The sequence below is a fragment of the Nocardioides sp. NPDC057577 genome (assembly GCF_042801335.1).
In the GTDB taxonomy this organism is placed as follows: domain Bacteria; phylum Actinomycetota; class Actinomycetes; order Propionibacteriales; family Nocardioidaceae; genus Nocardioides.
On the sequence record NZ_JBHVGB010000013.1, the window covers coordinates 44,664 to 62,724 of the forward strand.

Sequence of the window (18,061 nt, forward strand, 5' to 3'; positions counted from 1 at the left end):
CGCAGACAGCCCGATCGATCGCTAGTCTCGAACGTGTGTTCGATGATAGCGGCATTCTCTCCCCCGGTGCAACCTCGAAGACCTAGACTCGCGAACATGCCGGAACTCCCCGAGGTGGAAGCGCTCGCCGAGGATCTGCGCGGGCGCCTCGACGGTCGTGCGATCACGAAGGTGCACGTCCCGCAGTTCAGCGCCCTGAAGACGTACGATCCGCCGCTGACCGCGGTCGAGGGCACGCTCGTCGACAACGTGACCCGCCACGGCAAGTTCATCGACATCGAGGCCAGCGGCATCCATCTGCTGCTGCACCTGGCCCGCGGCGGCTGGATCAGGTGGCGCGACGAGATCCCGGCGGCGCCACCCCGCCCGGGGTCGAAGTCGGGGCTGGCGATCCGGATCGTGCTCGACGACGACACCGGGCTGGACATCACCGAGGGCGGCACCAAGAAGCGCCTCGCGCTCTACGTCGTCCACGACCCGCAGGACGTCCCCGGCGTCGCCTCGCTCGGCCCCGACCCCCTCGCCGACGACTTCACGCTGGCCAGGTTCCGCGAGATCCTCGCAGGTCAAGGCCGTAAGCAGATCAAGGGCGTGCTGCGGATGCAGTCGATCATCGCGGGCATCGGCAACGCCTACTCCGACGAGATCCTGTGGGCGGCGAAGATGTCGCCCTTCAAACCCGCCGAGATGACCGAGGAGGAGTCCGAGAACCTCTACGCCGCGCTGCGGACGACGCTCGAGGAGGCCGTCCAGCGCGACTCCGGGCTGGCGATGAGCGAGCTCAAGGGCGAGAAGAAGACCAACCTCGCCGTGCACGGCAAGGCCGGCAAGAAGTGTCCGGCCTGCGGAGACACGGTCCTCGAGGTCAGTTTCGCCGACTCGAGCCTGCAGTACTGCCCGACCTGTCAGACCGGCGGGAAGCCGCTCGCCGATCGGCGGATGTCCCGGCTTCTCAAGTAGGCTTGACCGGTGACCATCCCCACCGTCGAGATCGCCGGCGTGCCCGATCCCCTGCCCGTGGCCGTCCTGGACGTCCGCGAGGACGACGAGTGGGCCGCAGGCCACATCGAGGGCGCGACGCACATCCCCCTCCAGGAGCTTCCGGCGCGTCTCGGCGACCTTCCCGAGGGCCAGACCCTGGTGGTCTGCAAGGTCGGCGGACGCAGCGCCCAGGCGGTCAACTACCTCGCCCAGCAGGGCTTCGAGGTCGTCAACCTGGCCGGCGGGATGCTCGACTGGGCCGCCGCCGGACGGCCGATGGTCAGCGAGACCGGCGCTGAGGCGTACGTCCTCTAGGACTACCCCCTAAGACCGGGCCGGCGGTCCGCCGAACGCCTCCGGGAGCGGCAGCCTGAGCGCCTTCTCCAGGCGATCGAGGTAGTCGTTGCGACCGACCTCGACGACACCCAGCGAACCGAGATGATCGGTGCGCCACTGCACGTCCAGGATCCGCTGGTCACTCGAGCCCGCCTCGCGCAGCGCCGAGACCAGCCCGACGAGGGCGACCTTGGACGCGTCGCGGACCCGGTGGAACATCGACTCACCGGCGAAGAGACCGCCGATGGCGACCCCGTAGAGCCCACCGACCAGGCGGTCGTCCTGCCAGGCCTCGACCGAGTGTGCCCAGCCCAGCTCGTGCAGGTTCCCGTACGCCCGGCGGATCCGCTTGTCGATCCAGCCGTGGGGCCGGCGCGGGTCGGCGCACGAGGCCATCACCTCGTCGAAGCTGGTATCGATCCTGATCTCGAAGTCCCGCACCGACCTGCGCAACGACCGCGAGACGACGAGCCCGTCCAGCGGAAGTACGCCGCGCCGGACCGGCGAGAACCACATCATCGGATCGCGCAGGGACTCCCCAGGCATCGGGAAGATCCCGTGCCGGTACGCAGCCAAGAGTGTCCCGGGCGCGACGTCCGCACCCATGCCCACCAGATCGTCCAGCTCAGCCCCGCCATGGCCCGCACCCGGTTCCCGGAGGTCGGCAAAGGCCCACGGCGAGGGCTCGGGTTCGATCGGTCCCCGAAGATTCGCCACGACGAAACGTTATCGCCCCGTGCGGCGCCAACCACCACACACTTAGGATTTGCCTCATGATCGGTCCCAAGGCAGTGCTCACCAGTGCGGCCGGCCGGCTCGCGCCCAAGGTCATCCAGTCCGCTCCTGGCGTGACCACCACCGTGGTCCGGCAGGCGCTGCACCACGCGATCGTCGGGGTCGGACCGCTCCCAGCAGCCGCCGCGGCCGCCGAGAAGCACCTCAAGGAGCACGGCAACGACGTCGAGCTCGCGGTGAAGCAGGTCATCGACAACCACGTGCGGCTGGCTGGTGTCGGTGGCTTCGCGACCAACATCGGCGGTGTGGTCACCCAGGCGATCACGCTCCCGGCCAACATCACCGGGATGGCCATCATCCAGTGCCGCATGGTGGCCGTGATCGCGCATCTCCGCGGCTACGACCTGACCGATCCTCGGGTGCGCAACGGCATCCTGCTCACCCTCCTGAGCGAGGAGAAGGTCGGCAAGCAGATCAAGGCGAAGAAGATCCCCGCTCCGCCGATGGCCATCGCGACCGCGCCGACCTACGACCGCACGATCGACGCCATCGTCGCCTCGGAAGTGGCCCAGGAGCTGCTCAGCCGGGTCACCGGCAGGGGCATGATCTCCATGGCCGCCAAGCGGATTCCGCTGGTCGGCGGTGTCGTCGGTGGTGGGGCCGATGGGTGGATGACCTACCAGATCGGTCGCTACGCCTCGCGTGAGCTGCTGCCGCGCCACCCCGAGCTCCCCTGAGCCCGGCTCACAGGAACTTCACAGGTCCGTCCTACGTTCCTCTGAGCACGGAACTCCACACTGTTGGTGTCCGCTTGGGAGGAGCAGCAGATGACCGTCGACACGACGTGCGCCCCGATCAGCCCAGCCCGCGTTGCCGGGGTCGAGGTGAGACCTCACCTGCTTCTCCTTGGCGGCGTACCCGGCGCCGGTAAGAGCACGCTGATCCGCGACGTGGCCGACCGGCGTCCTGACGTACGCACTCTCGACCCGGAGTCCCCGGGGCGCTGGCTCGCGGCACGGCTGCCGGAGGTGCCCTACCGCCTCTACCGGCCGCTGGTGCATCTGTGGCACGCGATCGCGACCCTGGTCCTGGTCCTGCTCGGCCCCACCGCCGGTGGCCACACCCTCCTCGTCCACGACCCGGCCACCCGGCCCGGTCGGCGCGAGCTGCTCGGGCGGATCGCCCGCGCCCGCGGCTGGCGTACGTCGCTGGTCATGATCGACGTGCCGCGCGTCGCGGCGCTCGACGGCCAGCACGAGCGCGGACGGATGGTCCGCACGGAGTCCTTCGAGCGTCACTGGCACCGCTGGACCGACGACCAGCCGCGGCTCCTGACGGCGGCGACCTTCGGTGACGCCGACGGTTCCTGGGACCGGGTCCACGTCATCGACCGTGCCCGCGCGGCGGGACGGCTCGAGGCGATCCTCTAGCGCCGAACGAGGCGGTAGAGCTTCAGGACCGCGCGGCCCCACCAGCGACGCTCGAGACCTTCGCGGGCACGCTGCTTCGGCACCAGCGACCGGGTGTGCTCCAGCTCGGCGCGCAGCTCACCGACCTCGTCCTCGAGCCGCGCCTCGGACTTGCGCAGCCGGATGGCCTCCTGGAGCAGCGCGTCGATGGTGGCGACGCCGGCGTCGAGCACCTCGCGCGAGGAGATGGTGTCCGGGTCGATGAACGGCTTGTCCGCCAGGTCGGCCGGCACCAGCAGCTCCTCCAACCCACCGACCACGTCGTAGCCACGTCCCGACAGCGCCTTGACCCAACTCTCGGAGAGCGACTCGACCCACGGCAGGATCGAGGGGGAGAGCGCCAGGCGCGCGGAGTCGCGGCGCTTGGCCAGCGTGCGGTGGGCCAGGAACTCGCGCACGAAAGGCCGGTAGTCGGCCGGCTCGAGCACCGGCACGACCGCCAGGTTGACCTCGCGGAGCAGCGCCGCCTCGGGTACGCCGAGGGACGGGTTGCCGCGGTCGATCCCGTCGAAGTCGATGGTCAGGTCGTCGAGGCCGAAGGCCGTGGAGAATCGCTCCCACAGCAGCGACGAGGACGACCCCGGCGGCGGGACGGTGATCAGGTGGACGCGCTCGGGCGCGATGCCCTGGGTCCACCTGTCGAGGATGTCGGGCAGCTCCTGGACGCCCCAGAACCACGATCCGATCCGCCCCTCGCGGGCCGGGTCACGGATCTCCTCGAGGAACTCGGCGTAGGTCACGACCGAGCGGTGCTTGACGTTCTCCTGCCACTCGGCCGGGATCTGCCTGGCCAGGTCGCGCGCGGAGAGCATGATGTGGATCTCGGAGTCGCCGCCCAGCGAGTCCAGCGCGTGCTTGGCCTGCTGCCAGGACGCGCTCGCCAGGATCTCGTGGGAGATGATCACGGTGCCGTTCTCGACGGAGCGCACCTGCTCCGCGAGCGTGTCCCAGGCGCCGGTCGCCTCCTCCTCGATGCCGCCCCAGGGCAGGTCCATCAGGTCGAGGGCCGCAAGGAAGTGGGCGTCGAAGCGATCGGCGAAGTAATGGACTCCCTGCCCGGCCAGGGACTCCCGGTTGTGGAAGAGGACGTCTTGAAGATAGGACGTGCCCGTCTTCGGGGTGCCGACATGAAGCAGCACGCGCCGCCCAGTCTCCAACGTTCTACTCCTCTAGGAACGCCCCGCCAGCAATGACAACGCGAGCGCCAGCGCCCGGCGCTCGTCGGGACCCTGCGTCGCCACCCCCGAGGGGAGCAGCCGGTCAGGGTCTCCGTGGAGAGCGTATCCGGCTTCCACCAATGCATCACGTTGGGCCCGCGCCTGTGTTTCGACCCATTCCAAACTTTGCGAAGGCACGCCGATCTCTCGGGCGTCCGGAACGAGCGTCTCGAGCTTCTCCAAGCGTGGTCGCAGCTGGCCCATCAGCAGCTTCCGCTGGGTCTCGAGATCGGTTCGTACGCTGAGAACCTGCCCGATCACGCGAGCGACCTCGTTGCCCTCGGCCGAGATCGGCCAGGGGCCGGGCAGGCTGTCCACACCGAGCAGGCCGGGCAGCAGGGCGGGATCGGTGACGATCTCGACGCGGTCCTTCCCGACCCGTGCGGCCCACCAGCGGGCGATCCTGGGCAGGTCGGCACGGGGACCGAGCCAACCGCGCCACTGTGCGTCACGGATCCAGATGTGCCAGGGGTTGACCCGGTTGGTGAAGGTGCGGAACCTCCAGGCACCGGCGGCGACCTCGTCCAACGGGCCGCCGAGGACGTAGACGGTGTAGCCATCCCCGCCGGGCAGCCTTCCCCGCCGCTCCAGCTCCTCGCGGATGGGCAGCGTGAGCCACGGCGAACCGACCAGGCGATAGGGGAGCTTCTGCTGGTCGGGCTCCGACTTCCTGGGTCGGCGCGGCCACCGTCGCGAGCGCGGACGGGGCGCGGTCTCCACGGTGGCGAGCAGGTCCTCGGCGAGCAGCACGCTCGCCGCTCTCAGCAGCTCGCGCGCCGACAGCGTCGCCGGATCGACCGGCAGCGGGCCGTACGTCCTCGTCCCGGTGTCCCCGAGCAGCGGCAGGTCACGGCGGCCGCGGCCGGGCGGGCTGGTGCTCAGCAGCGCGTCGACCCGGTGCGGTTCCGACGGGCCGGTCTCGTTGAGCCGCCGCAGCAGCTCGAGCAACTCGGCACCCGGCAGGTGGTCGGTCGTGAAGGGCGTGGCGGTCTCGGACCAGGATGTCCAAGGAGTCGTACCGCCCTCGCGCAGGTGCGCGGCCCAACCCCAACCCCTGGTGGGTGCAGCTGGCATCAGGAGCGTCGCCCCTTGACCCGCCGCATGAGGCCGGCGGCGCGGGAGGCGACCGGGCGCTGGGGCGGGTCGGTGCGTGCGGCCTCGACGACGACCGCGACCAGGGCGTCGATCGCCGCGTCGGCGACGTCCTTGGTGCGCGGCGCGTCCGGATCGATCCACTCGACGTCGGCACCGGGACGCTGCGGGTGGAGGTCGTCGAGCTCGCCGGCGATGTCGACCTTGGCCAGCTCGGCCCACTCGATCCAGGACTCGGCGACCTGGTCGGCCCAGTCGAAGGCGTATGGCGGCAGGGTGACCCGCTCGCGGCCGTCGCGGTGGGCGAGGGTGCGCTTGGCGATCACGTCGGTGACGAAGTGGCGGTAGTCCTCGCGGGGGAGCTCCTCCGCCTCGAGCCGCGCGTTGAGCCGGCGCAGCAGCGTCGCCTCGGCCCGGCCGAGCGACTGGTTGTGACGGTCGCTGTCGATCGGGGTCCAGGACTCCTCGATCCCGACGACCTCGCAGAACCGGCGCCAGAGCACCTCGCTCGGCGCCCCGTCGTGCGGCACGGTGACGAGGTGGACGCGCTCCGGCGGCAGGTTGCGACCCCACCGGCTGAGCACGTCGGGCAGGCCGTGCGTACGCCAGAACCAGGCGGCCGAGCGGGACTGCTTCGCGGTCTGCATCCGCTCGAGGTAGCGCGCGAAGGTGACCTTGCGCTCGCGCTGCACCTGGTCCTGCCACTCCGCGGCCAGCACGCGCGCGATGTCGCGGGCGGTGTAGACGATGTGCACCTCGGTGCGCCCGCCCTCACCGAGGTCGGTCATCGCCTTCTCGACCCGGTCGGGCCGGGCGCCGGCGAAGAGGTGGTGGCTGATCAGGATCGTCTCGGACTCGTGGCGGCGCACCCGCTTGACGAGCGTGTCCCACTCGCCGTGGACGGTCTTCCTCATCCCGCCCCACGGGCGGTCGATCAGGTCGAGCGCAGGCCGGAAGAAGTCGGGCTGGCCGCCGACCGGATAGAAGACGCCATGGTTCTCCAGGGACACCCGGTTGTGGAACAACCTGTCCTGGAGGTACGTCGTGCCCGTCTTCGGAGCGCCGACGTGGAGGAAGACTTTGCGCGCCATGATCCCGCTATTCTGCACCAAGTTAGTAGAGATTGTCGCGGCGGTCCGTCTTTTGTCACCCGGCCGTCACTCTTGAGTGCAGTCTAGGGCGTGTCTCCAGCTAGGAGCGCAAGGCACGTACGACGGCCGAGGGGCTCGGCCTGCCGAGGTGGTCGGCGAGCCAACGACTCGTGTCAGCGACCTTGCCGAGATCGACACCGTGCTCGATCCCCAGGCCGTCGAGCATCCAGAGCAGGTCCTCGGTGGCCAGGTTGCCGGTCGCGCTCTTGGCGTACGGACAACCGCCCAGACCGCCGGCGCTGGCGTCGTAGGTGGTCACGCCGGACTGGAGCCCGGCGAGGGTGTTGGCCAGGGCCTGACCGTAGGTGTCGTGGAAGTGCAGCGCGAGCCGGTCGGTCGTGACGCCTTCTTCCTCGAACGCTCCGATCAGGGCCTTCACGTGACCGGCCGTCGCGACGCCGATCGTGTCCCCGAGGCTGAGCTCGTCGGCACCGAGATCCAGGAGCCGCTTGCCCGCCTCGACCACCTTCGCGATCTCGACCTGCCCCTCCCAGGGGTCTCCGAAGCACATGCTGAGGTAACCGCGGACCGTCATCCCGGCCGCCTTCGCCCGCTCCATCGTCGGCTCGAACATCGCCCACTGACCGTCGAAGGTCTGGTTGAGGTTCTTGTTGGCGAACGTCTCCGTCGCACTGCCGAAGATCGCGATGTGCCGCAGCCCCAGCTCGAGGGCACGGTCGAGACCCTTCTCGTTGGGAACGAGCACGGGGAGCTCGCGCGCCCTGTCACCGAGACGGTCGACCAGCTCCTCCATGAGCTGCTTCGCGTCGGCCAGCTGCGGCACCCACTTCGGGTGCACGAAGCTCGTCGCCTCCACCGGGCTCAGCCCGGCGTCGAGCAACCTGGTGATCAGGTCCGCCTTGACGCCGGTGTCGATCGCCGTCTGCTCGTTCTGCAGGCCGTCACGCGCACCGACCTCGTAGATCGTGATCCTGCTGGGCAGGTCGTCGTGGCGTACGACTGCGGGAAGATCGTTCATGGAGTTGGCTCCTGCTCGGTTCGTTCCATGTGTAACACGCTGTTCGTAGGACTACTCGCCCTATGAGAACGACCGGAAAGACCTACGAACGACGTGTTACACGGATCGCGGTCAGGCATCGGTCGGCTCCACGACGAACAACTCGGAGCCGAGGGGGACCTGGGATCCCGCTGACGCACCGACCACGGTCACGGTGCCGGCGAACGGGGCCTTGAGGGAGACCTCCATCTTCATCGCCTCCATGACGCCGAGGACCTGGCCCTCCTCGACCTGGTCACCGACCTGGACGCGTACGTCGATGACAGTGCCGGGCATCTTGGCCTCGACGGCACCGTCGCTGTGGTGGGCGGCGGCGCCGGCGACGCGGTCGGGAGGGGAGAAGTCGAAGCGGTGTCCTTGGTGGACGATCTCGGCGAGGCCGGGCTGGACGTTGATCACTGCCCGGTGACGTACGCCGTCGACGACGGCCACGAGGACGTGGTCGGCCGCGCTGAGCTGCCGGACGAGGTGACTGGCGACATCGCTGGCGACGCGGCCGGAGGGGCGGTCGACGGTGACGCTGCGGTCGAGGTCGACGACGGTCGGCGCCGGTGATCCGGCGAGCCGCCAGCCGTCGGCACGGAACGGCGTCGTGGTGTCCGACGACGCCGACAGCATCGCGCTGACCCAGGCGACGAGGGTCCGCGGAACCTCGGGATCAGGCGCGGCGACCTCGTTGCGGTCGAGCCAGGCGGTGTCGATCTCCGCTTCGCGGAAGGCGTCCGAGGCGGCCAGCACGCGCAGGAAGCCGGTGTTGGTGGTCAGTCCGAGGACGGCGGTCGCATCGAGCGCCTTGACCATCGCGGCCCGGGCCTCCTCGCGGTCGGCGCCGCGGACGATGACCTTGGCGAGCATCGGGTCGTAGGCGGTGCTCACCACCTGCTCGCTCTCCAAGGCATGCTCGACGCGAGCGCTCTCGGGCCAGCGCACGATGCTCGTCCGGCCGGCCTGGGGAAGGAAGCCCTCGAAGGCGTCCTCCGCGTAGACCCGGACCTCGATGGCGTGGCCGTCGATGCGTACGTCGTCCTGGGCGATGCCCAGCGGCTCACCGGCGGCGACCCGGAGCTGGAGAGCGACGAGATCGGCGGCGGCACCGTCGATGCGGACCGCCTCCTCGGTGACCGGGTGCTCGACCTGGAGACGGGTGTTCATCTCCAGGAAGTAGGCCTCGCCGGACGCCTCGTCGAGGAGGAACTCGACCGTCCCGGCGCCGGTGTAGTCGACCTGGCGAGCGAGCGCGACGGCGCTGGTCAGGACCAGGTCTCGCTGCTCGTCGGTGAGCGTCGGCGCGGGCGCCTCCTCGATCACCTTCTGGTGGCGGCGCTGGACCGAGCAGTCGCGCTCGAAGAGGTGGATGACGTTGCCGTGGGTGTCGCCGAAGACCTGCACCTCGATGTGGCGGCCACGCTCGACGTACTTCTCGATCAGGAGGGTCTCGTCGCCGAACGCGCTCAGCGCCTCGCGGGCGGCGGCCGCGCGGGCCTCGTCGAGCTCCTCCGGCGAGCGGACGATCCGCATGCCCTTGCCGCCGCCGCCCGCCGCGGCCTTCACCAGCAACGGGTAGGGGCTGTCCTCGCCCCGCGGCACCACGGGTACGCCGGCGGCGACCGCGATCTCCCGGGCCGCGTCCTTGCGGCCCATCTGCTCGATCACCTCGGGCGTCGGGCCGACCCAGGTCAGCCCCGCCTTCGCCACCGCTCGCGCGAACTCCGCCCGCTCGGAGAGGAACCCGTAGCCGGGGTGGACGGCCTCGGCACCCGCCTCGGCGGCGGCCGCGACCACCGCGTCGGCGTCGAGGTAGGACGCGACCTCGACGGCCTCGTCGGCGTCGCGTACGTGGGGCGCATCCGCGTCGAGCGCGGTGTAGATCGCGACCGTCCTGATCCCCAGCTCACGACAGGTGCGGAAGACGCGTCGCGCGATCTCGCCGCGGTTGGCGACCAGCACGCTTTCGAAGATCGGGGTCTCGAACATCCCAGACTCAAACATCCCAGTCACATCCTGAAGATTCCGTAGCGGGGCTCGGGCGTCGGCGCGTTCGCCGCCACCGCGAGCCCCATCGCCAGCACCCGTCGGGTGTCGGCGGGGTCGATGATCCCGTCGTCCCACAGACGCGCGGTGGCGTAGTAGGGCGAGCCCTGGGTCTCGTACTGGTCCCGGATCGGCGCCTTGAACTCCTCGTCGTCCGGCTTGCCCGCGACCGTCGCGAGCACCGATGCGGCCTGCTCGCCGCCCATGACCGAGATCCGCGCGTTGGGCCACATCCACAGGAATCTCGGGTCGTACGCACGCCCGCACATGCCGTAGTTGCCGGCGCCGTAGGACCCGCCGATGACGATGGTGAACTTCGGGACCACCGAGCAGGCGACCGCGGTGACGAGCTTGGCGCCGTCGCGGGCGATGCCCTTGTTCTCGTACTCCTTGCCGACCATGAACCCGGTGATGTTCTGCAGGAACACCAGCGGGATGCCGCGCTGGTTGCACAGCTCGACGAAGTGAGCGCCCTTGAGCGCCGACTCGGAGAAGAGGATGCCGTTGTTGGCGACGATCCCGACCGGCTGCCCCTCGATGTGGGCGAACCCGCAGACCAGCGTCTCGCCGTAGAGCTGCTTGAACTCCTGGAAGCGGGAGCCGTCGACGATGCGGCGGATCACCTCGCGTACGTCATAGGGGGTTCTCGTGTCGGCGGGCACCACGTCGGCGAGCGTCTCGGGAGGCTCGACCGGCTCGTCGTACGTCGTCGTCCGCGTCTCCTGCTCCGGCAGGGTCGAGACGATCCCGCGGACGATCTCGAGCGCGTGCTTGTCGTCGTCGGCCAGGTGGTCGACGACGCCCGACTTCGACGCGTGGACGAGCCCACCGCCGAGCTCCTCCGCGGTGACCTCCTCACCCGTGGCCGCCTTCACCAGCGGCGGCCCGCCGAGGAAGATCGTGCCCTGGTCGCGCACGATCACGGTCTCGTCGCTCATCGCCGGCACATAGGCGCCACCGGCGGTGCACGAACCCATCACCGAGGCGATCTGCGGAATGCCCTTCGCGGACATGTTGGCCTGGTTGAAGAAGATCCGCCCGAAGTGCTCGCGGTCGGGGAAGACCTCGTCCTGCTTCGGCAGGAACGCGCCACCGGAGTCGACCAGATAGATGCACGGCAGATTGTTCTCCGCCGCGATCGTCTGCGCCCGCAGGTGCTTCTTGACGGTCAGCGGGTAGTAGGTGCCGCCCTTCACGGTCGCGTCGTTCGCGACGACCATGCACTTGCGGCCGGCGACGAGCCCGATCCCGGCGATCACCCCCGCGGACGGCACCGCCCACGCGTCACCGTCGTCGTACATCCCGTACGCCGCCAGCGGAGCCACCTCCAGGAACGGTGACCCGGGGTCGAGGAGCCCGTCCACCCGGTCGCGCGGGAGCAGCTTCCCGCGATCGGTGTGCCGTTGTCGGGAGCGTTCGCTCCCACCTTGCCGTACGCGCTCGAGCCGCTCTCGCAGCTCGTCGGTGAGCTCCCGCAGGTTTGCCGCCATGAGGTCGAGGTTAACGTTCATTAACCTCGGGTGACAAGCCCCACACCGAAGTCAACCTGTCGGGCGCTGCTCCGCGAGGGCGGCTCGGGCCATCTTGGTGAGCACCGCGCGAGTGGGTTCCTCGGGAAGAACCCGGTTGTGAGGCGTGGAGTTGATCAGTCCGAAGACGCCGTGGGCCATGGCCCGGGCGGTGTCGGGGGTCAGCGCCGGGTTGCGGTCGCGGAGCTGGTCGGCCCAGAGGTCGACGTACTTCCGCTGCAGCGTGCGCACCTGCTCACGCGCCTCGTGCGGGAGCGACTGCCAGTCGCGCTCCTGGACGACGATCAGGGCCCGGTCGCGCAGCGCGAAGTCGACGTGCCAGTCGATCAGCGCCTCGATGGCGTCGGCGGTGCTCGACGCGCCCTTCACCCGGGCGCGTCCTTCGCGAAGCAGCTCCTGGGAGATCGAGACGAGCATCTCGGCGAGCATCGCGTCCTTGCTCGGGAAGTGCTTGTAGAGCGCCGGGCCGGAGATCCCGCAGGCAGCGCCGAGCTCGGAGACGGAGACACCGTGGAAGCCGCGGGCCGCGAAGAGCTCGGCCGCGGTGTCCAGGATCTGCTCGCGCCTGGTCTTCGTCGGGGCCGAGGTCATTCCATGAGGTTATCGCGTGCGGTCCAGAGGCATCTCACTCCTCGAGCAGATGGCGTGCTCGGAGCACCGCGTCGAGCGCGATCTCGACGTCGTCGACCTGGTCGCGGGCCGCCTCCCCGGTCTGCCCTTCGTCCGGCTGCTGAGGCAGGTCGCTCCGCAGCCGCCCCAGCAGTTGCTCACGCTCCGCGCCACGTAGGTGGAGCAGGACGGAGGCATCGCGGTCGACCGTCCAGCAGAGCTGGTGGAGCACCGCGAGCGAGTGGCCGCACACCGCATGCCAGTGCCCGCACGTGCAGGTCACCACGAGCTCGTCGCCGTAGGGAACCAGCTCGACCCCGGCCTCCTCGGCATGCTCGGCCACATCCAGCGGCAGCTCGCCGACCAGGAGCGCCTCGGCCCTCGCGGCGGAGGCACCGAGGACCTCCGAGAGGGCGGCGACGGAGTCTGCGTCGAGCACCGGAACCGTGCCGGTCACCGTCCACAGCCCGCGCTCGTCATCGACCGCGGCCGCGAACCTTCCGGCCTCGACGACGAGCCCTCCGATCCGCCCCGAGCGGGCGAGCGAGCGTGCTCCGGAGAGCTGGTTGTCGTCGTACGCCAGCTCCTCGATCGCCCGCAGGAACGCGCGACCCCACCACGACTCGACCCGCACCATCCCACGCCGATGCGGCTCGCGGGCGAAGGTCAGCGCCTTCCTCATGAGGCGATCCGGCGACGTTTTCGGCGCTTCTGGGGGCCGAGCTTCACCAGCTCGCGAAGCTCGGCGTTGGACAGCTCGGTGAAGGCCGCCTCGCCGCCTCCGAGGACCGCGTCCGCGAGGACCCGCTTGCGCTGCAGCAGCTCCGCGACGCGCTCCTCGACGGTGCCTTGGGTGATGAGCCGATGCACCTGGACCGTACGCGTCTGGCCGATGCGGTGGGCCCGGTCGGTCGCCTGGTCCTCGACCGCCGGGTTCCACCACCGGTCGATGTGGATCACGTGGTCGGCGCGGGTGAGGTTGAGCCCGACCCCGCCGGCCTTGAGCGAGAGCAGGAAGACCGGCACCTCACCGCCCTGGAAGCGCTCGACCATGCGTGAGCGCTCCGGGACCGGGGTGCCGCCGTGCAGGAACTGGTGGGCGACACCGGAGGCGGCCCAGTGGGCCTCGAGGAGACGGGCCATCGCGACGTACTGCGTGAAGACCAGCACCGCCCCCGACTCGGCGAGCACGGTCGAGACCAGCTCGTCGAGGATGTCGATCTTCTGCGACCGCCCGGTGATCCGGCCGCCCTCCTGCTTCAAGAACTGCGCCGGGTGGTTGCAGATCTGCTTGAGCGCGGTGAGCAGGCTCAGAACCAGCCCTCGACGTTGCGGGTCGTCGGCGTCGAGCCGCTCGATCCTCTCCATAGCGTTTCGGACATACGCCTCGTACAACACGGTCTGCTCCCGGGTCAGGGACAGCAGATGGTCGGTCTCGGTCTTGGGCGGGAGCTCAGGAGCGACCCCGGGGTCCGACTTGCGGCGGCGCAGCAGGAACGGGCCGACCAGCGCCGCGAACTCCTTCGCCTTCCCGACATCCGCACCGGCCTCGATCTGGCTCGCCCAGGCGCGGCGGAAGGCAAGGCGGCTGCCCAACAGACCCGGCACGCACCAGTCCAGCAGTGCCCACAGCTCGGTCAGGTTGTTCTCCACCGGGGTGCCGGTCAGGGCCACCCGGGCGTGCGATGGGATCTCGCGGAGCGCCCTCGCGGTCGCGGACGCGGCATTCTTCACGTGCTGCGCCTCGTCGGCGACGACGAGCCCCCAGGGCACCGCCGTGAGCAGCTCGGTGTCGCGGCGCATCGTCCCGTACGTCGTCAGCACCACGCCGCTCGCACCGTCGAGGTCGCGCTCGGAGCCATGGTGGCGGCGCACCTCCACGTCGGGCGCGAACCGGGCGAGCTCGGCCTCCCAGTTGCCCAGCAGGCTCGCCGGGCAGACCACCAGGGCCGGCCCGGGGTGCTCCTTCTGGCGATGGAGATGGAGCGCGATCGTCATCAGGGTCTTCCCGAGCCCCATGTCGTCGGCCAGGCAGCCACCGAGCCCGAGCGACGTGATCCCGGCCAGCCAGGTCAGTCCCTCGACCTGATAGCCCCGCAACGTCGCCTGCAGCTCAACGGGCACCTCGACGGCGGCCCCGGAGGTCGCCGCGATCACCTGATCACGGAGCCGCCCGATCGAGGCCCCGATGATCACCTTCTCGCCCGGCGCGGCCTCGGCGACCTCCGTCGGCACCTGACCGGTCAGCGCGACGGCCAGCGCCTCCCCACCGCTGATCCGCTTGAGCAGCCGCTTGCGCGCACGTCGGAGCACCGATGGATGGACGACCGCCCATGCCCCGCGCAGCCGGAGCACCGGCCCCGCGGCCGCCGCCAGGGCGTCCATCTCCGCAGCATCGAGCGGCTCGCCGCCCAGCGCCAGCTGCCACTGGAAGGCGAAGAGACCCTTCTCCCCGAGCGGGGACTCCCGCATCAGGTCCTCGCGTGCGGCGGACGAGGAGGACGGAACCCGGTCCACCGCCACCGACGTCGTCAGGTCGCGGGACAGCGAGCGCGGCCAGAGCACGTCGACCCCGCGCTCCTTGAGCCATTCGACCCCGTCCTCGAGCAGCCCGACGACCTCGTCGCTCGACAGCGTCAACGACTCGGGAACCGGCAGGTCGAGCATCTTGTCGAGCACCGGCCACGCCTCCGCCGCGCCACGGAGAGCGACCTGCGCATGCGTACGCGCCCGCGGGCCGAATCCGTGGTTGTCGGCCTCGTCCCACAGCCGCGCCGCATCGGCCACGTGCAGCGGATCGGCCTCGTCGTGCACCTGCGGCACCAACGTCAGCGACCCGATGAGCAGGTCCTCCTCCGGCGCCTCGACCCGGAACGAGAGCCGTACCAACGACGGCAACGAGGCCGTCACCGGCCCCTCGTCGGTCCGGTAGCGCGCCAACCGGGTCTGCAGCGACTCCCGGAACGCGCTCGACCCGGAGGCCTTCGGCGCCGAGGTCGGCACCGCGTCCGCGACCGCCGCCACGACCTCGCGCACCAGGAGCTCGGCCGCCTCACCGTCCAGGTCGCCATAGGCGCGCGAGGAGGCCAGCAGCCGCACCCGCTCCTCGTCCTCCGGCGTGTAGCGGACCGCCCACGAACCATCGGCGGGCTCCAGCTGCCCCGCGGCGACGAACCGGAGCCCGAGATGGGCTGCCGACGCGACCAGCGCGACCGAGGGATGCAGGTCGGAGGCTGCGTACGCCTTCTTCAGGACCGGCAGCGCGGCGCGCATCGGCAACGACACCGACCGCCGCGAGTCCACGAACTCCACGGCCGAGTCCCGCGGCGGCTGCGCCGGGCGGAAGACCGCGCGGCCGGTCACGGGTACGAAGGACATGGACACGACCGTAGCCGCCACTACCGACAGGGTTTCTCATCCTCGAGGATGAGACACCCGCCCCCGAAGGCTGAGGCGCACCGTGACCGTCGCTGCCACGGTGGCTGACATGACCGAGACCACGCACCCAGGCACCGCCCTCCCGCCCGGACAGCGGCGGATCGACTTCTTCCCACGCTTCGGCAGACGCGTCGACCAGCCCCCACCGACCGTGCCCGCCCGTCCGACAGTCGTCTTCGGCGGAGCTCTCACTACGCCGGTCGAGGTCGCCGTGGACGAGCTCGTCGGCGCCGATCGTCGCGAGCTCGATGCCGACTTCCACTGCGTCGCCGGCTGGTCGGTGACCGGCCTCCACTGGGAAGGTGCCGCCTTCGCCGACGTCTACCAGAGGTACGTCGCACCGGCCGTCCCACCGGGCACGACCGTCACGCACCTGATGGTCCGCGGCCTCGACGGCGAACGCTTCGTGGCCCAGCTGGAAGATCTCCTGGCCGACGACGTCCTGCTCGCCGACCGGCTCGGTGGCCGGCCGCTCGACGGCGATCACGGCGCCCCGCTGCGACTGGTCAACCCGGCCCAGTACGGGTACGCGAACATCAAGCACGTGTGCCGCATCGATGTGCTCGACGGCCCGCCTCAGGCGGGCTCACCGGCCCTGGTGGACCGTTTGCTTCAGTCACACCCGCGGGCGCGGGTCTGGGAGGAGGAGCGCCACGGCACGCTGCCCGGCTGGCTGATCCGCCCGGTCTACCGCGCGATCAAGACCTTCATGCTCGCCGCGGCCATTCGCCGCGGTAGGGCCGCGGGTGAGCCAGGTCACCAATCAAATGCAAAATAATGGCTAGGGGACGTAGCAACCCACACGTAGGCTGTCAACCCGTGACAGACATTTCTGCCAAGAAGGCCCCGGACGATCACCTCGACAAGAGCGTGCTGATCGTCGCAGGCGTCGTAGTGCTCGGATCGATCATGTCGATCCTCGACATCACCGTCGTCTCCGTCGCACTGGAGACCTTCCAGCGCGAGTTCGACGCCACCTCTGCCGAGGTCGCCTGGACGATGACCGGCTACACCCTCGCCCTGGCGACGGTGATCCCGCTGACCGGTTGGGCCGCCGACCGGTTCGGCACCAAACGCCTCTACATGACCGCGATCGTGCTCTTCGCGCTCGGCTCGGCGCTGTGCGCGCTGGCCACCACGCTGCCGATGCTGGTCGGCTTCCGCGTCCTCCAGGGCCTCGGCGGCGGCATGCTGATGCCGCTCGGCATGACGATCCTGACCCGCGCCGCCGGCCCCGAGCGGGTCGGTCGCGTGATGGCGATCCTGGGCGTACCCATGCTCCTCGGCCCGATCCTCGGCCCCATCATCGGTGGCGCGCTGATCGACTCGGCCTCGTGGCACTGGATCTTCCTGATCAACATCCCGATCGGCGTCATCGCCCTGGTCTACGCCTGGCGGGCGCTGCCCAAGGACCACGTCGAGCCGTCGCAGTCCTTCGACTTCCTCGGCATGGTGCTGCTGTCCCCGGGTCTGGCACTGTTCCTCTACGGCGTCTCCTCCATCCCCGAGGCCGGCACGGTCCTGGACACCAAGGTGCTCTCCTTCATGGTCTCGGGCCTGGTGCTGATCGCCGCGTTCATCCCGTGGGCGCTGTCGTCCCGCAACGACCACCCGCTGATCGACGTACGCCTCTTCGGCAACAAGGAGCTCACCGTCGCGGTGATCACCCTGTCGATCTTCGCGATGGCGTTCTTCGGTGCCTCGCTGCTCTTCCCGCTCTACTACCAGCAGGTACGCGGCGAGGACGCCCTCCACGCCGGTCTGCTGCTGGCACCGCAGGGTCTGGGCGCGATGGTCACGATGCCGATCGCCGGCATGCTCGCCGACCGCACCGGGCCGGGCAAGATCGTGCTCAGCGGTCTCACCACGATCGCGGTGGGCATGTTCATGTTCTCGCGGCTCGACGAGGCCACGCCCTACTGGTACCTGCTCCTGTCACTGTTCATCATGGGCCTCGGCATGGGCGCGACGATGATGCCGACCTTCGCCGCCGCCCAGGCGACGCTGCGCGAGCACACCATCGCCCGAGGTACGACCCTGGTGAACATCGTCCAGCAGGTCGCCGCCTCCGCCGGCACCGCGCTCTTCTCGGTGCTGCTCACCAACGCGCTGTCCAGCAAGGACTCGATCTCCGCGGCCGGTGACCTCGCCGACAAGCTCGGGGTCCCCTCCGACGGCCTGGAGAAGTTCATGACCGACCCGGCCAACCAGCAGAAGGTCGGCGAGGCCGCCGCTTCGCTGGGTCTCGACCCAGCCAAGCTGCCGGAGCTCTTCCAGGCCATCCCGGCCGAGATGGCCGAGGCGTTCTCGACCACCTTCGTGATCGCCGCGATCCTGGTGCTGGTCACGCTCATCCCCGCGTGGTTCCTGCCGAAGAGCAAGGCCGAGCACGGAGCCGCCGCTCCGACGGTCCTCCACTGATCCGCTCACGCGCGCGTACGCAGGGCCGGGCCTG

At 70.0% G+C, this 18,061-nt stretch carries 16 protein-coding genes; 6 read left to right on the forward strand and 10 right to left on the reverse strand.

The window, feature by feature from the left end; genetic code table 11:
• The first annotated feature begins 96 nt into the window (after positions 1 to 96).
• On the forward strand, positions 97 to 960 hold the full coding sequence (locus ACFU7D_RS04660; RefSeq protein WP_378863937.1) for an Fpg/Nei family DNA glycosylase: 864 nt from the start codon (positions 97 to 99) through the stop codon (positions 958 to 960).
• Between the two features lie 9 nt (positions 961 to 969).
• Positions 970 to 1,296, forward strand: coding sequence for a rhodanese-like domain-containing protein (locus ACFU7D_RS04665; protein ID WP_091043669.1), 327 nt, complete (start codon positions 970 to 972; stop codon positions 1,294 to 1,296).
• 9 nt (positions 1,297 to 1,305) lie between these two features.
• On the opposite strand, the gene aat is transcribed toward ACFU7D_RS04665, so the two are convergent.
• Positions 1,306 to 2,034: a leucyl/phenylalanyl-tRNA--protein transferase gene (gene aat, locus ACFU7D_RS04670; protein WP_378863940.1), complete on the reverse strand. Its 729-nt coding sequence runs from the start codon at positions 2,032 to 2,034 to the stop codon at positions 1,306 to 1,308.
• Positions 2,035 to 2,090: 56 nt separating this feature from the next.
• Here aat and ACFU7D_RS04675 point away from each other — a divergent pair, with 56 nt between their 5' ends.
• Together ACFU7D_RS04675 and ACFU7D_RS04680 are read left to right on the forward strand one after the other, a co-directional pair.
• On the forward strand, positions 2,091 to 2,789 hold the full coding sequence (locus ACFU7D_RS04675; protein WP_378863942.1) for an EcsC family protein: 699 nt from the start codon (positions 2,091 to 2,093) through the stop codon (positions 2,787 to 2,789).
• 90 nt (positions 2,790 to 2,879) lie between these two features.
• Positions 2,880 to 3,482, forward strand: coding sequence for an AAA family ATPase (locus ACFU7D_RS04680; protein ID WP_378863945.1), 603 nt, complete (start codon positions 2,880 to 2,882; stop codon positions 3,480 to 3,482).
• Here the strand turns inward: ACFU7D_RS04680 and ACFU7D_RS04685 are convergent.
• From ACFU7D_RS04685 to ACFU7D_RS04725, 9 genes are all read right to left on the reverse strand, one after another.
• Positions 3,479 to 4,678 (reverse strand): hypothetical protein, encoded by a 1,200-nt coding sequence (locus tag ACFU7D_RS04685; protein WP_378863948.1) that lies wholly within the window; start codon positions 4,676 to 4,678, stop codon positions 3,479 to 3,481. The genes ACFU7D_RS04680 and ACFU7D_RS04685 overlap by 4 nt on opposite strands.
• A gap of 12 nt (positions 4,679 to 4,690) precedes the next feature.
• Positions 4,691 to 5,812: a hypothetical protein gene (locus ACFU7D_RS04690; protein ID WP_378863951.1), complete on the reverse strand. Its 1,122-nt coding sequence runs from the start codon at positions 5,810 to 5,812 to the stop codon at positions 4,691 to 4,693.
• Positions 5,812 to 6,921 (reverse strand): hypothetical protein, encoded by a 1,110-nt coding sequence (locus ACFU7D_RS04695; RefSeq protein WP_378863954.1) that lies wholly within the window; start codon positions 6,919 to 6,921, stop codon positions 5,812 to 5,814. The genes ACFU7D_RS04690 and ACFU7D_RS04695 overlap by 1 nt, the downstream gene beginning before the upstream one ends.
• Positions 6,922 to 7,021: 100 nt before the next feature.
• A complete protein-coding gene (locus tag ACFU7D_RS04700) occupies positions 7,022 to 7,960 on the reverse strand; it encodes a hydroxymethylglutaryl-CoA lyase (RefSeq protein ID WP_378863957.1) in 939 nt (312 codons plus the stop codon).
• Positions 7,961 to 8,071: 111 nt separating this feature from the next.
• A complete protein-coding gene (locus tag ACFU7D_RS04705) occupies positions 8,072 to 9,988 on the reverse strand; it encodes an acetyl/propionyl/methylcrotonyl-CoA carboxylase subunit alpha (RefSeq protein WP_378863959.1) in 1,917 nt (638 codons plus the stop codon).
• A 5-nt stretch (positions 9,989 to 9,993) separates the two neighbouring features.
• Positions 9,994 to 11,520 (reverse strand): carboxyl transferase domain-containing protein, encoded by a 1,527-nt coding sequence (locus tag ACFU7D_RS04710; protein ID WP_378863963.1) that lies wholly within the window; start codon positions 11,518 to 11,520, stop codon positions 9,994 to 9,996.
• A 51-nt stretch (positions 11,521 to 11,571) separates the two neighbouring features.
• Positions 11,572 to 12,150, reverse strand: a complete 579-nt coding sequence (locus tag ACFU7D_RS04715) for a TetR/AcrR family transcriptional regulator (RefSeq protein WP_378863966.1) — start codon at positions 12,148 to 12,150, stop codon at positions 11,572 to 11,574.
• Positions 12,151 to 12,184: 34 nt separating this feature from the next.
• The gene (locus ACFU7D_RS04720) at positions 12,185 to 12,850 is read right to left on the reverse strand and encodes a hypothetical protein (protein ID WP_378863969.1); all 666 of its coding nucleotides are present in this window, start codon (positions 12,848 to 12,850) and stop codon (positions 12,185 to 12,187) included.
• Entirely contained in the window at positions 12,847 to 15,546 is a 2,700-nt protein-coding gene (locus ACFU7D_RS04725) for a DEAD/DEAH box helicase (protein WP_378863972.1), read from the reverse strand. Before ACFU7D_RS04725 ends, ACFU7D_RS04720 begins: the two co-directional genes overlap by 4 nt.
• 109 nt (positions 15,547 to 15,655) lie before the next feature.
• Here ACFU7D_RS04725 and ACFU7D_RS04730 point away from each other — a divergent pair, with 109 nt between their 5' ends.
• Both ACFU7D_RS04730 and ACFU7D_RS04735 read left to right on the forward strand, forming a co-directional pair.
• A complete protein-coding gene (locus tag ACFU7D_RS04730; protein WP_378863975.1) occupies positions 15,656 to 16,384 on the forward strand; it encodes a molybdopterin-dependent oxidoreductase in 729 nt (242 codons plus the stop codon).
• Between the two features lie 41 nt (positions 16,385 to 16,425).
• The gene (locus tag ACFU7D_RS04735) at positions 16,426 to 18,027 is read left to right on the forward strand and encodes a DHA2 family efflux MFS transporter permease subunit (RefSeq protein WP_378863979.1); all 1,602 of its coding nucleotides are present in this window, start codon (positions 16,426 to 16,428) and stop codon (positions 18,025 to 18,027) included.
• Positions 18,028 to 18,061: the final 34 nt, after the last annotated feature.